We start from the raw sequence: 13,078 nt of genomic DNA, 5'->3' as shown, positions 1-13,078 counted from the left end.
TTGTGCTCCCACTCGTGCTCATGGCACCTGCGGCATTCAGCTTGTCATTCACCGCTCTCACTCCAGATTTTAATCCCTCATCAAGACACAAGCGGCCTTGTGTCGCGAAAGGGCTGCGCAGCGGCCCCGGGTTTTTAGTCACTGCAGAAATGGATGGGGCCGCTAACGCGGCCCTTTCGCGGCACAAGGCCGCTCCCACAGAGAAATCTCCAATCCTCCAGCTTCAGCGCAGCACGCCCTCTTCCACCAGCAGCTTGAGGATGGCCTCGGCGCCTTCCTGTGGAGAAACGTCCTTCAACACCTTGCCACCGCCACCACTGGCCTTGGCCGTCGCCGCTTTCATCCGGTCGGCACCGCTCTTGGCCTTGATCACCTTAAGCCGCTTGGGCCGCGGGCGGGCCGGTTGCAGTTCGGCTTCGGCCAGCAGTTCGTCTTCGACGATAGCCACGTTACGCGCCGCCAACACACCCCGACGCGCCGGCCCGAAAGCGCTCTGGCGCGGCTTGGGCGCAGCGTTATCCACAGTTGCCAGCAACGGCAGGCGCACCTTCAGCCGACGCCGCTGACCGCGCGGCAGCGCCTGCAATACTTGGGCGGTGCCGTTGTCGATCGACTCCACTTCAGCCAACCCCACAATCAGCGGCCAACCGAGCTTTTCCGCCAGCAGGAACGGCAACATGCCCGACCCCTCGCCGGTCTCGGCCTGGCTACCGGTCAGCACCAGCTGTGCCCCGGCATCGCGCAGGTAATCCCCGAGCACGCCCAGCACGTCGGCACCGGCCGGCTGCTCCAGCACGTCCAGATGGTCCAGGCCCATCCCCAGGTAGGCGCGCAGCGCCTCTTCCCGTGGGTCGCCGGCATGCACTACCTGCAAGTTATCCCCAGCCAGCTGCAAACCCAGCTCCACGGCGCGCGCATCCTGCTCGGCGCGGCGAGCGCGGCCGGAGCTGGGGTGGGCACCGATGGAAACCAGGCTGATCACTTTCGTACTCATGCTCGTGCCCTTATGCCGCGTCGCGCTGGCCGCCGCTGCGGTAGTTGTCCACAGCCTCGATCAGTGCCTGGAGAATCGCCGAACTGTCGCCAATTACCGACAGGTCGGCCCGTTTGATCATGTCGCAGCCCGGGTCCATGTTGATCGCCACCACCTTGTCGCAGGCGCCGATGCCCTGTAGGTGCTGGATCGCGCCCGAGATACCCACAGCCACGTAGACCCGCGCGGTAACCCAGGTACCGGTGGCACCCACCTGGCGGTTGCGCGGCATGAAGCCGTCGTCCACCGCCACCCGCGAGGCGCCTTCGGTGGCGCCAAGGGCCGCGGTGGCCTTGTGATACAGGTCCCAGTCCTTCACCCCGTTGCCACCCGAGACAATGAACTCGGCTTCGGCCATGGCAATGGTGGCCGGGTCCACGGCCACCGAGCCGAGGTCTTCGATGCGCGACAGGCTGCGCGCCACGCTTGTGGACAACTCCACCGGCAGCGCTTCGTGACGGGTTTCGCTGACCGGCTCGGCGCACTCGGCCGCCGCCAGGATCAAGCGTGGTACGGCGCGCTGCAGGTCTTGCTGGCCGGCGCCGGCACGGCCGATGCACTGGCCGTCCTTGACCTGCCATACCCGCGTCGCCGGGCGCTCGCCCAGTGCCGCGCCCAGGCGCCGGCCCAGTTCGCCACCACCGGTGCGGCTGTCGGGCAGCAGCCAATGGCGCGGGGTGAACTGGTTATCCACAGCCCGAAGGCCTTGAACGAGTTGCTCCGGTGCATAACCTTCGAAAGCCTCGCCTTCGATGACCAGCAGGCGGTCGACCCCGGCTGTGGAAAAGTTGCTTTCCTTGTGCTCGCCAAACACCACTGCCAGCACCGCACCGTCGCTGCCGGCCAGGCTGTGGGCCAGGCCGAGCAGGTCGCGGTCGTGGCTGCTCAGGCGGCCACCGACCATGTCCGGCACCACGGCGATGTAGAACGCCGGCGCCGGCACCTGGTGCAGCGGCAGCTTGACTTCGGCCGCCGCCGTGCGTCGCCCGCCCACGGCGGTGCCCTGCTGGGCGCCGCTGCGGTCGATGCGCTTGATGCCGGCCGGGCCGATGAAGCCTGCGGCAATCGCATGGGGGTTCTTGCGGATGAGGCCGTTGGGCCCCATCCAGCTGGTCTGCTGCGTCTGCATCGCTGCATGCAGCGGGTGCAGACGGTTACGGGCGATCCACTCGGCGCGTGGGTCGCGGCGGATAATGTCGCTCATCAGTGCACCTCCGCAGGTTCACGTTTGGCCGTTTGCGGCTTTGGGGCAGAGGGCGCGTCCTCTTCGATCAGCACGTCGGCCACCAGTTCGGCCAGGTCCTTGATCTGCGGGCGCGGTTCGACCACACCTTCGAGCATGGCGGTGCACTGTGGGCAACCCACAGCTACCAGCTCGGCCTCGGTCTCGCGGATGTCGTCCATGCGCATGTCCGGGATACGCTGCTTGCCAGGGATGTCGGTGATCGGCGCACCGCCACCACCGCCGCAGCAACGGGAACGGAAGCCCGAGCGCTGCATCTCGCGCACTTCGATACCCAGGGCCTTGAGCACGGCACGCGGCGCTTCGTACTCACCGTTGTAACGGCCCAGGTAGCACGGGTCGTGGTAGGTGACGCTGCCGCCCTTGTGCTGGCCGAGGTTGAGTTTGTTGGCCGCGATCAGTTCGGCGATGTAGGTGCTGTGGTGCTGCACCTGATAGTCGCCACCCAGGGCGCCGTACTCGTTCTTCAGCACATGGAAGCTGTGCGGGTCGCAGGTGACGATGCGCTGGAACTTGTACTTGGCCAGGGTCTGGATATTGCGTTTGGCCAGTTGCTGGAAGGTCGCTTCATCGCCCAGACGGCGCGCCACGTCGCCACTGTCGCGCTCTTCCAGGCCGAGCACGGCAAAGTCCACGCCCGACGCCTTGAGCACTTTGACGAACGAGCGCAGGGTGCGCTGGTTGCGCATGTCGAAGGCACCGTCACCGACCCAGAACAGCACCTCGGTGGTTTTCACCTCCGACAGCAATTGCAGGTTGAGGTCGGCGGCCCAGTTCATGCGCCCGCCAGGGGCGAAGCCGCCCGGGTTGTCGGTAGCGATCAGGTTGTCCAGCACTTCGGCGCCCTTGTTCGGGGTGGCGCCTTTTTCCAGGGTGAGGTGACGGCGCATGTCGACGATGGCATCGACGTGCTCGATCATCATCGGGCATTCCTCGACGCAGGCACGGCAGGTGGTGCACGACCACAGCGTTTCGGCGTCGACCAGGCCATTGACGATCGGCTGGTGCGGGTGGCCGCCATGCTCACCGATCGGTTTGCCCGGGTATGGGCTACCGGCGAACTGCGCGTCGGTGCCACCGGCCAGGCCGATGACCATGTCCTGGATGAGCTTTTTCGGGTTCAGCGGCTGGCCGGCGGCAAAGGCCGGGCACATGGCTTCGCATTTACCGCACTGCACGCAGGCATCGAAGCCCAGCAGCTGGTTCCAGGTGAAGTCCACCGGCTTTTCCACGCCCAGCGGCGCATTCGGGTCTTCCAGGTCCAGCGGCTTGAGGCCGGTGGAACGGCCGCCGCCGAAGCGTTCGGCGCGGCGGTGCCAGGCCAGGTGCAGGGCACCGGCGAAGGCGTGTTTCATCGGGCCGCCCCAGGTCATGCCGAAGAACAGCTCCGACACGCCCCACAGCACGCCCAGGCCGAGAATGCCCACCATCACCCAGCCACCGGTGTTGGCCGGCAGGATGCCGGCGACCGGCAAGGTGGCAATGAAGAAGCTCACGGCAAACGCCAGCAGGCTCTTCGGCAGGCGCATCCACGGGCCCTTGGACAGGCGCGAAGGCGGGTTGAGACGGCGCTTGAAGACGAAGATAGCGCCGCTGAACATGATCACCGTGGCCACCAGCAACGCGTAGCCGAGGATCTTGCTCTGCAGGCCGAAGCCATGCACCAGGATCGCCAGCACGGCCGACAGCACGAAGCCGCCAGCGGTGGCCACGTGGGTCTTGGACATGTACTTGTCGCGCTCGACCACATGGTGCAGGTCGACCAGGTAGCGGCGCGGCATGGCCAGCAGGCCGCCGATCAGGTTGACCTTGGACGGCCGGCCACGCCGCCACATGCGCACCCGGCGCAGGGCGCCGAGCACTGCCAGGCCAAGGGCAGCGAACAGCAGGATAGGTAGAAGGGTGTTCAACATGGGAGGCTCCCACAACAGCTGGATTCTTGCGCCACACATCAAGAGGTGGCGCGGACCCCTGTAGGAGCGGCCTTGTGTCGCGATGGGCTGCGCAGCAGCCCCAGGGTGAGCGGCGCTGCACAAATCCTGGGGCTGCTGCGCAGCCCATCGCGACACAAGGCCGCTCCTACAGGGGGGCCAGTCCCGCCTCTAGAGAGGCGGTGCGATCAGAAGTCCTTGCACAGGCGCAAGGCGTCGTAGATCGCCGCATGCACGTTGCGCTGGGCCACGCAGTCGCCGATGCGGTACAGCAGGTAGCCTTCGCCCGGCTGGCTGAGGATCGGCTGTGGCTTGATGGCAAACAGTGCCTCCACGTCGATCTGGCCTTTGTTGCGCGAACCTTCCTTCAGTGCGTAGTACAGCTGCTCGTCAGGACGCACGCCGTTCTCCACCACCACCTGGTCGACCACGCGCTCTTCCTTGGCGCCGGTGTATTCGTTTTCCAGCACCGCCACCAGCTTGTCGCCTTCGCGGTAGACCTTTTCCAGCATCATGTCGCCGGTCATGATCACTTCTTTCGGGTACATGCTGCGGTAATAGGTCGGGAAGGTAGTACCGCCCATGGCCACGCCCGGCTTGATGTCGTCGGTGACGATCTCGACCTGGCTGCCCTTGTCGGCGATGAAGTCAGCCACCGACATGCCGGTGAACTCGCAGATGGTGTCGTACACCAGCACGTTCTTGCCCGGCGCAACCTTGCCGTCGAGCACGTCCCAGCTGCTGACCACCAGCCCTTCGGCGGCGCCCCAGTGCTCGTTCTGCTCCAGGAAGGAATGCCCACCCACCGCCAGCACGATGATGTCCGGGCGCAGGTCCTGGATGGCAGCCACGTCGGCGGCGGTGCCCAGGCGCAGGTCGACCTTCAGGCGCGCCAGCTCCAGCTGGTACCAGCGGGTGATACCGGCGATCTGGTCGCGCTGCGGGGCCTTGGCGGCGATGGTGATCTGCCCGCCGATCTGCTCCTTCTTCTCGAACAGGGTCACATCGTGGCCACGTTCGGCAGCCACGCGGGCCGCTTCCATGCCGGCCGGGCCGGCGCCAACCACCACCACCTTGCGCTTGGCGCCGGTGGTCTTCTCGATGATATGCGGCACGCCCATGTATTCACGGGAGGTCGCGGCGTTCTGGATGCACAGTACATCCAGGCCCTGGTACTGGCGGTCGATGCAGTAGTTGGCACCGACGCACTGCTTGATCTGGTCGATCTGGCCCATCTTGATCTTGGCGATCAGGTGCGGGTCAGCCATGTGCGCACGGGTCATGCCGACCATGTCCACGTAGCCGCCTTCGAGGATACGCGTGGCCTGGTTCGGGTCCTTGATGTTCTGCGCGTGCAGCACCGGGACCTTGACCACTTCCTTGATGCCGGCCGCCAGGTGCAGGAACGGCTCCGGCGGGTAGCTCATGTTCGGGATGACGTTGGCCAGGGTGTTGTGGGTGTCGCAACCCGAACCGACCACGCCGATGAAGTCGAGCATGCCAGTGGCGTCGTAGTAGGCAGCGATCTGCTTCATGTCCTCGTGGCTGAGGCCATCGGGGTGGAACTCGTCGCCACAGATACGCATGCCCACGCAGAAGTCGTCACCGACTTCGGCACGCACGGCCTTCAATACTTCCAGGCCGAACTTCATGCGGCCTTCGAAGGTACCGCCCCATTCGTCGGTACGCTTGTTGACCCGCGGGCTCCAGAACTGGTCGATCATGTGCTGGTGCACGGCCGACAGCTCCACGCCGTCCAGGCCACCTTCCTTGGCGCGGCGGGCAGCTTGCGCGTAGTTGCCGATCACGCGCCAGATCTCTTCCACCTCGATGGTCTTGCAGGTGGCGCGGTGCACGGGTTCACGGATACCCGACGGCGACATCAGGGTCGGCCAGTTGAAGCCGTCCCAGCGCGAGCGACGGCCCATGTGGGTAATCTGGATCATGATCTTGGCGCCATGCTTGTGCATGGCGTCGGCCAGGTTCTGGAAGTGCGGGATGATGCGGTCGGTCGACAGGTTGACCGACGCCCACCACTCCTGCGGGCTGTCGATGGCCACCACCGACGAGCCGCCGCAGATCGCCAGGCCGATACCGCCCTTGGCCTTTTCTTCGTAGTACTTCACGTAGCGGTCGGTCGTCATGCCGCCGTCAGTGGCGTAGACCTCGGCGTGCGCGGTGCTGAGCACACGGTTGCGGATGGTCAGTTTGCCGATCTGGATCGGCTGGAACATTGCTTCGAATGCCATGACGCTATCTCCGGCTTACAACGGCTTTGTAACGAACAGGCCATCTTCGTGGCCTTCTTCCGACCCGCCATAGACCTGTTCGGCCACAGTGCGGATCGAGCTGCCGCGGGCAGCGAGAATCTGGTCCATGGCGCCGGCGAACCAGCCGGTGAACATGTAGTCGACCTTGCGGCCGCACTTGCCATAGACGTACACGAATGCGGAGTGCTTGAGCTTGACGCTGCAGGTGCCCTTGTCGAGGTCGATGTCCTGGATTTCGAACAGGCCCCAGCCGCGCTGGCTCAGGCGCTTCATGTAGTGCTCGAACACCGCCACGCCTTCCAGGCCATGGCACTCGGCCTCTTTTTCACACCAGTGCCAGGCGGACTTGTAGCCGGCCTTGTAGAGGATCTCGGCGTACTTGTCGGCGCCCAGGACTTCTTCGATGCCCATGTGGTTGTTGACGAAGAAATGGCGCGGCACATACAGCATCGGCAAGGCGTCGCTGGTCCAGACACCGGTCTCGCTGTCTACTTCGATTGGCAATTGCGGGGCGATCTTGGCCATGGAAACTCAACTCCATAAAATTTTTTATCGGGATGCCCCGGCGTTGCTGGCAGGGGCTTTCAGGCTTGGAGAGCGGCTTATTCGCCCCACACGTCCTTGAGGACGTTGACCCAGTTCTCACCCATGATCTTGCGCACCACGCGCTCGGAGTGGCCGCGCTTGAGCAAGGTTTCGGTGAGGTTGGGGAATTCGCCCACAGTGCGGATGCCCAGCGGGTTGATGATCTTGCCGAAGTTGGTCAGGCGACGGGCGTAACCCTTGTCGTGGGTCAGGTACTCGAAGAAGTCCTGGCCGTGGCCCTGGGTGAAGTCGGTACCGATACCGATGGCGTCTTCACCGACGATGTTCATGGTGTACTCGATGGCTTCGGCGTAGTCGTCGATGGTGGAGTCGATGCCCTTGGCCAGGAACGGTGCGAACATGGTCACGCCGACGAAACCGCCGTGGTCGGCGATGAACTTCAGCTCTTCGTCCGACTTGTTGCGCGGGTGCTCTTTCAGGCCCGAAGGCAGGCAGTGCGAGTAGCAGACCGGCTTTTTCGACTCGAGGATGACTTCTTCGGAGGTCTTGGAGCCGACGTGGGACAGGTCGCACATGATGCCGACGCGGTTCATTTCGGCAACGATCTCGCGGCCGAAGCCCGACAGGCCACCATCACGCTCGTAGCAGCCGGTGCCGACCAGGTTCTGGGTGTTGTAACACATCTGCACGATGCCCACGCCCAGCTGCTTGAACACGTCGACGTAGGCGATCTGGTCTTCGAAGGCATGGGCGTTCTGGAAGCCGAAGAGGATGCCGGTCTTGCCCAGCTCCTTGGCCTTGCGGATGTCGGCGGTGGTGCGTACCGGCATCACCAGGTCGCTGTTATCGCGGATCAGCTTCTGGCTGGCGGCGATGTTGTCGACGGTAGCCTTGAAGCCTTCCCAGACCGACACCGTGCAGTTGGCCGCAGTCAGCCCGCCTTTGCGCATGTCCTCGAACAGCTCGCGGTTCCATTTGGCAATGATCAGGCCGTCGATGACGATGCTGTCGGCATGAAGTTCGGCTGGGCTCATCAGGCTGTCCCCTTTTATTGAATGGGTTTGCGCCAAACCTTATTGCCGGCGCTTTGGGGCCAGCATATGCCTGTGCCCAAAGGCGCCCCGATGCAAAAACGACAGGGGGTTTGCCGAAAGCGTCAATGCGCGACATCGCGCCCTCTGGCGCGCCGTCTGGCGATGAGAGACAGTCTCGATAACGACATTTCCGGCCGTTTCATGAACATTTCTTCAGGGAGCTATCGTCTTGTCGGCGGCTGAGCGAGAATCCAGCCGATTCGTCAGCCTTGTTGAGGAGAAAACGGATGAAATCAATGGCATGGCTGGTATTGCTGGCTGTCGTATCGGGCGCCCAGGCCGGCGAGGAAGAAAGCACCCCGTGCGACAACGTCGAGACCGACCAGCAGACCTACGCCTGCGCTGCGTTCAACAAGCAGACCGCCGAGCGCGAGCTGAAAGCGGCGTATGACGAACTGATCCAGCGCATCCGCGACCAGTATGCCGATGAAGGCGACAAGGCCACTGCGCTGGTCGCGCGCATGGACGCGGCCGAGAAGCTGTGGGCACAGTTGCGCGATGCCGACTGCAAGGTCGAGACCTATGCCGAGAAGCCCGGCAGCAAGGCGTTCCAGGCGGCGTGGGATACCTGTGTGGCGCAGCGCAGTGATGACCGTTCGGAGTACCTGCAGTCCATCGGCCAGCAGTAAGCCTGTACCGGCCTCTTCGCGGGCACGCCCGCTCCCACAGGCGGCGGGTTTCCTGTGGGAGATTGCCCAGCCCTTTTGGGCTGCGCTGTCGCGCAGAGAACAAATATCGCTCGTCTGACGCGTCCTTTGTAGGAGCAGCCTTGTGCTGCGAAGAGGCCAGTACAAGCAACAGACAGGCTTTGTCAGTACCGGCCTCTTCGCAGCACAAGGCTGCTCCTACAGAACCTCGCCGAACCAATGAGTCATGTGTTGTTCTATGAGAGCGGGTTTACCCGCGAAGAGGCCGGTACAGGAGGAAATCAAACCACCCGGGCCAAGCGGTCCTCCCGCGGGCAACGCTGGTACCGTGCCCGATAGCAGCGGGTAAAGTACGAAGCCGACTCGAACCCGCACGCCACCCCCACCTCCAGCACACTCATGTCGGTCTGGCGCAACAACTGCCGTGCCTTGTCCAGGCGTAGTCGCAAATAGAACCCACTGGGCGTGTCATCCAGGTGCACGCGGAACAGCCGCTCCAGCTGGCGTCGGGTCACCTGCACCGCTTTGGCCAGCACCTGGGTATTGAGCGGCTGCTCGGTGTTGCGCTCCATTTCACCAATCACCTTCACCAGCTTCTTGTTGCTAATGCCATAGCGGCTGGCGATCTGCATGCGCTGGTGGTCCTGTCGCTGGCGGATACGTCCGAGCACGAATTGCTCCGACACCTGCACCGCCAGTTCACTGCCGTGGGCCTGGGAAATCAGGTCGAGCATCAGGTCGATCGAAGCGGTGCCACCGGCACAGGTGATGCGCCGCCGGTCAATTTCGAACAGTTCCTGGGTGGCCTGCAGGCTCGGGTAGTTCTCCTTGAACGCCTCCAGCGCCTCCCAGTGCACGGTGGCGCGGTGGCCGTCGAGCAGGCCGGCCTCGGCCAGCACCACCGCGCCGGTATCGATGCCACCCAGAACCACCCCCTCATGGTCCAGGCGGCGTAGCGCCTGCTGCAGCGCCGGCCCGTAACAGGCCAATGGCTCGAAACCGGCGACGATCAGCAGGATGCCACCAGGCTCGCCCGCCGCCAGCGCTGCATCGGCGTTCACCGACATGCCATTGCTGGCCTGCACCGCCCCACCGTCCAGGCTCAATACCTGCCAGCGATACAACGGGCCCTTGAAGCGGTTGGCCACCCGCAGTGGCTCCAGGGCACTGATGAAACCCATGGCCGAGAACCCGGGCAACAACAGGAAGTGAATGATTTGCGGCATTGCATGCTCCACGGCAAAGGTGGTCGCCTCCGTGCAAATGTTGGTCGCCAGGGTGCGATTTTCCACCCTGACAGCAGCGTAGCTTCTTCATACGACCCAGAGAGGTCGAACCCCAATAACAATATGCACTGCCGATGGAGAGCCACCATGCACAGCTTGATCCGCCGCAGCCTGTTGACCCTTGCCCTGAGCAGCATCGCCACTTCACCACTATTCGCCGCCGAGCCTGCGGCCTGCAAGAACGTCCGTCTGGGCGTGGTCAACTGGACCGACGTCATCGCCACCAGCGCCATGGCACAGGTGCTGCTCGATGGCCTTGGCTACCAGACCAAACAGACCAGCGCCTCGCAGCAGATCATCTTCGCCGGCATCCGCGACAAACGCCTGGACATGTTCCTGGGTTACTGGAACCCGATCATGACCCAGACCATCACCCCGTTCGTCGACGCCAAGCAGGTCAAGGTGCTCGACAAACCCAGCCTGGAAGACGCCCGCGCCACCCTGGCGGTGCCCAAGTACCTGGCCGACAAGGGCCTGAAGACCTTCGCCGACATCCACAAGTTCGAAAAGGAACTGGGCGGGAAAATCTACGGCATCGAACCGGGTTCCGGCGCCAACACCCAGATCAAGGCGATGATCGCCAAGAACCAGTTCGGCCTGGGCAAGTTCCAGCTGGTCGAGTCCAGCGAGGCCGGCATGCTCGCCGCCGTCGATCGCGCGGTGCGGCGCAACGAAGCCGTGGTGTTCTTTGGCTGGGCACCGCACCCGATGAACGTGAATATCGACATGGTCTACCTGGGCGACAGCCAGGACGCCCTGGGCCCTGACGAAGGCCGCGCGACAGTGTGGACGGTGACCGCGCCGGACTACGCCGAACGCTGCCCCAACGCCCACCGCCTGCTGGCCAACCTGAACTTCAGCGCCGAGGACGAGAGCCGCATGATGCAGCCGCTGCTCGACCACAAGGATGCGCTGGAGTCGGCCCGCCAGTGGCTCAAGGACCACCCCGAGGACAAGGCCCGCTGGCTGGAGGGTGTGACCACCTTCGATGGCAAACCGGCTGCCGACAACCTCAACCTCACTGCCAACTGACAGGCCTTTCGCAGCACAAGGCTGCTCCTACAGGTACAGCGCAAAGGTCAAGGTCTGCGCAGACCCTGTGGGAGCGGGCGTGCCCGCGAAAAGGCCACAACGGTTACCACAAGGAACCAAGCCATGAACCACGACGTCATCATCACCTGCGCCCTAACCGGCGCCGGCGACACCGCCTCGAAAAGCCACCTTGTTCCAGTCACCCCCAAGCAGATCGCCGAGTCTGCCGTAGAGGCCGCCAAAGCCGGCGCCACCGTGGTCCACTGCCACGTGCGCGACCCGCAAACCGGCCGCTTCAGCCGCGACGTGGCGCTGTACCGCGAAGTCATGGAACGCATCCGCGAGGCCGACGTGGACATCATCGTCAACCTTACCGCGGGCATGGGTGGCGACCTGGAAATCGGCCCGGGTGAAACACCACTGGAGTTCGGCGCGGGTACCGACCTGATCGGCCCACTGGAGCGTCTGGCCCATGTCGAAGCGCTGCTGCCGGAAATCTGCACCCTCGACTGCGGCACCCTCAACTTCGGCGACGGCAACTCGATCTACGTCTCCACCCCGGCACAACTACGCGCCGGCGCCAAGCGCATTACCGAGCTGGGGGTAAAAGCCGAGCTGGAAATCTTCGACACCGGCCACCTGTGGTTCGCCAAGCAGATGATGAAGGAAGGCCTGCTCGACGACCCGCTGTTCCAGCTGTGCCTGGGCATCCCGTGGGGCGCGCCGGCCGATACCACCACCATGAAGGCGATGGTCGACAACCTGCCGGCCAACGTCACCTGGGCCGGGTTCGGCATTGGCCGCATGCAGATGCCGATGGCCGCACAGGCGGTGCTGCTGGGCGGCAACGTGCGGGTGGGCCTGGAGGACAACCTGTACCTGGACCGTGGCGTGCTGGCCAGCAACGGCCAGTTGGTCGAGCGCGCGGTGGAGATCATTTCGCGCCTTGGCGCCCGTGTGCTGACCCCGGCCGAAGGCCGGGAAAAGATGAACCTCAAACGCCGCTGACACTTTCAGGAGCCCAACATGACCTTCATCACCAAGATCAAGACCTTCGCCGCCCTGGGTAGTGGCGTGATCGGCAGCGGCTGGGTCGCGCGCGCCCTGGCCCACGGGCTGGACGTGGTCGCCTGGGACCCGGCGCCAGGCGCCGAGCAGGCGTTGCGCAAGCGCATCGCCAACGCCTGGCCGGCATTGGAAAAGCAAGGCCTGGCACCAGGCGCCTCACAAGACCGCCTGAAGTTCGTCGCCACCATCGAGGAATGCGTCCGCGATGCCGATTTCATCCAGGAAAGCGCCCCTGAACGCCTGGACCTGAAACTCGACCTGCACGCAAAGATCAGCGCTGCCGCCAAACCCGACGCGATCATCGGTTCAAGCACCTCGGGCCTGCTGCCCAGCGAGTTCTACGAGTCGGCCACCCACCCCGAGCGCTGCGTGGTCGGCCACCCGTTCAACCCGGTGTACCTGCTGCCGCTGGTGGAAATCGTCGGCGGCAACCGCACCGCCCCCGAGGCCATCGAAGCTGCCAGGGCCATCTACACCAACCTGGGCATGCGCCCGCTGCACGTACGCAAGGAAGTGCCCGGGTTCATCGCCGACCGCCTGCTCGAAGCCCTGTGGCGCGAAGCCCTGCACCTGGTCAACGACGGCGTGGCCAGCACCGGCGAAATCGACGATGCCATCCGCTTCGGCGCCGGCCTGCGCTGGTCGTTCATGGGCACGTTCCTCACCTACACCCTGGCCGGTGGTGACGCAGGCATGCGTCACTTCATGGCTCAGTTCGGCCCGGCGCTGCAACTGCCGTGGACTTACCTGCCGGCACCAGAGCTGACCGACAAGCTGATCGACGATGTGGTCGAAGGGACCTCCGAGCAACTGGGCGACCGCAGCATCGCCGCCCTGGAGCGCTATCGTGATGACACCCTGTTGGCAGTGCTGGAAGCGGTGAAGACCAGCAAGGCCAAGCACGGTATGGCTTTCGGCGACTGAGGAG

The 13,078-nt window shown here is 64.3% G+C and carries 11 protein-coding genes; 4 read left to right on the top strand and 7 right to left on the bottom strand.

The genetic code is table 11. From position 1 onward, the window contains the following. Positions 1–223 precede the first annotated feature (223 nt). From etfB to ABIB24_RS16090, 6 genes are all read right to left on the bottom strand, one after another. On the bottom strand, positions 224–994 hold the full coding sequence (gene etfB / locus ABIB24_RS16115) for an electron transfer flavoprotein subunit beta (RefSeq protein ID WP_003257512.1): 771 nt from the start codon (positions 992–994) through the stop codon (positions 224–226). Between the two features lie 10 nt (positions 995–1,004). Next, positions 1,005–2,237 carry an electron transfer flavoprotein subunit alpha gene (gene etfA / locus ABIB24_RS16110; RefSeq protein WP_039613190.1) on the bottom strand — a complete coding sequence of 411 codons (1,233 nt, stop codon included), beginning with the start codon at positions 2,235–2,237 and terminating at the stop codon, positions 1,005–1,007. Next, entirely contained in the window at positions 2,237–4,189 is a 1,953-nt protein-coding gene (gene dgcB / locus ABIB24_RS16105; RefSeq protein ID WP_013970509.1) for a dimethylglycine demethylation protein DgcB, read from the bottom strand. Before dgcB ends, etfA begins: the two co-directional genes overlap by 1 nt. 206 nt (positions 4,190–4,395) lie before the next feature. After that, positions 4,396–6,456: a dimethylglycine demethylation protein DgcA gene (dgcA, locus tag ABIB24_RS16100; RefSeq protein ID WP_025337383.1), complete on the bottom strand. Its 2,061-nt coding sequence runs from the start codon at positions 6,454–6,456 to the stop codon at positions 4,396–4,398. A gap of 15 nt (positions 6,457–6,471) precedes the next feature. Continuing rightward, complete coding sequence (locus ABIB24_RS16095; RefSeq protein WP_013970507.1) at positions 6,472–7,002, bottom strand: DUF5943 domain-containing protein; 531 nt, start codon at positions 7,000–7,002, stop codon at positions 6,472–6,474. Between the two features lie 77 nt (positions 7,003–7,079). After that, positions 7,080–8,057, bottom strand: a complete 978-nt coding sequence (locus tag ABIB24_RS16090; protein ID WP_003257506.1) for a dipeptidase — start codon at positions 8,055–8,057, stop codon at positions 7,080–7,082. A gap of 287 nt (positions 8,058–8,344) precedes the next feature. On the opposite strand from ABIB24_RS16090, the gene ABIB24_RS16085 reads away from it, so the two are divergent. After that, positions 8,345–8,746, top strand: a complete 402-nt coding sequence (locus ABIB24_RS16085; RefSeq protein ID WP_274079974.1) for a lysozyme inhibitor LprI family protein — start codon at positions 8,345–8,347, stop codon at positions 8,744–8,746. Positions 8,747–9,045: 299 nt separating this feature from the next. On the opposite strand, the gene ABIB24_RS16080 is transcribed toward ABIB24_RS16085, so the two are convergent. Beyond that, a complete protein-coding gene (locus ABIB24_RS16080) occupies positions 9,046–9,990 on the bottom strand; it encodes a GlxA family transcriptional regulator (protein ID WP_354316859.1) in 945 nt (314 codons plus the stop codon). Positions 9,991–10,137: 147 nt separating this feature from the next. On the opposite strand from ABIB24_RS16080, the gene choX reads away from it, so the two are divergent. The 3 genes from choX to ABIB24_RS16065 all read left to right on the top strand — a co-directional run bounded on the left by choX (position 10,138) and on the right by ABIB24_RS16065 (position 13,074). Next, positions 10,138–11,082, top strand: a complete 945-nt coding sequence (gene choX / locus ABIB24_RS16075; RefSeq protein WP_013970502.1) for a choline ABC transporter substrate-binding protein — start codon at positions 10,138–10,140, stop codon at positions 11,080–11,082. 123 nt (positions 11,083–11,205) lie between these two features. Continuing rightward, positions 11,206–12,090, top strand: coding sequence for a 3-dehydrocarnitine:acetyl-CoA trimethylamine transferase CdhC (gene cdhC / locus ABIB24_RS16070; RefSeq protein WP_137162798.1), 885 nt, complete (start codon positions 11,206–11,208; stop codon positions 12,088–12,090). An 18-nt stretch (positions 12,091–12,108) separates the two neighbouring features. Then, positions 12,109–13,074: an L-carnitine dehydrogenase gene (locus ABIB24_RS16065; protein ID WP_137162797.1), complete on the top strand. Its 966-nt coding sequence runs from the start codon at positions 12,109–12,111 to the stop codon at positions 13,072–13,074. Positions 13,075–13,078: the final 4 nt, after the last annotated feature.

It is taken from the genome of Pseudomonas sp. UYEF17 (genome assembly GCF_040546125.1).
In the GTDB taxonomy this organism is placed as follows: Bacteria; Pseudomonadota; Gammaproteobacteria; order Pseudomonadales; family Pseudomonadaceae; genus Aquipseudomonas; species Aquipseudomonas putida_Z.
Note: the sequence above shows the minus strand (reverse complement) of the source record. Positions and strands in the feature narration are given on the sequence as shown.

Bases quoted from the DNA above. Each gene is read 5' to 3' on its own strand.
- etfB (WP_003257512.1), bottom strand. From the start codon at position 994: ATGAGTACGAAAGTGATCAGCCTGGTTTCCATCGGTGCCCACCCCAGC.
- etfA (WP_039613190.1), bottom strand. From the start codon at position 2,237: ATGAGCGACATTATCCGCCGCGACCCACGCGCCGAGTGGATCGCCCGT.
- dgcB (WP_013970509.1), bottom strand. From the start codon at position 4,189: ATGTTGAACACCCTTCTACCTATCCTGCTGTTCGCTGCCCTTGGCCTG.
- dgcA (WP_025337383.1), bottom strand. From the start codon at position 6,456: ATGGCATTCGAAGCAATGTTCCAGCCGATCCAGATCGGCAAACTGACC.
- ABIB24_RS16095 (WP_013970507.1), bottom strand. From the start codon at position 7,002: ATGGCCAAGATCGCCCCGCAATTGCCAATCGAAGTAGACAGCGAGACC.
- ABIB24_RS16090 (WP_003257506.1), bottom strand. From the start codon at position 8,057: ATGAGCCCAGCCGAACTTCATGCCGACAGCATCGTCATCGACGGCCTG.
- ABIB24_RS16085 (WP_274079974.1), top strand. From the start codon at position 8,345: ATGAAATCAATGGCATGGCTGGTATTGCTGGCTGTCGTATCGGGCGCC.
- ABIB24_RS16080 (WP_354316859.1), bottom strand. From the start codon at position 9,990: ATGCCGCAAATCATTCACTTCCTGTTGTTGCCCGGGTTCTCGGCCATG.
- choX (WP_013970502.1), top strand. From the start codon at position 10,138: ATGCACAGCTTGATCCGCCGCAGCCTGTTGACCCTTGCCCTGAGCAGC.
- cdhC (WP_137162798.1), top strand. From the start codon at position 11,206: ATGAACCACGACGTCATCATCACCTGCGCCCTAACCGGCGCCGGCGAC.
- ABIB24_RS16065 (WP_137162797.1), top strand. From the start codon at position 12,109: ATGACCTTCATCACCAAGATCAAGACCTTCGCCGCCCTGGGTAGTGGC.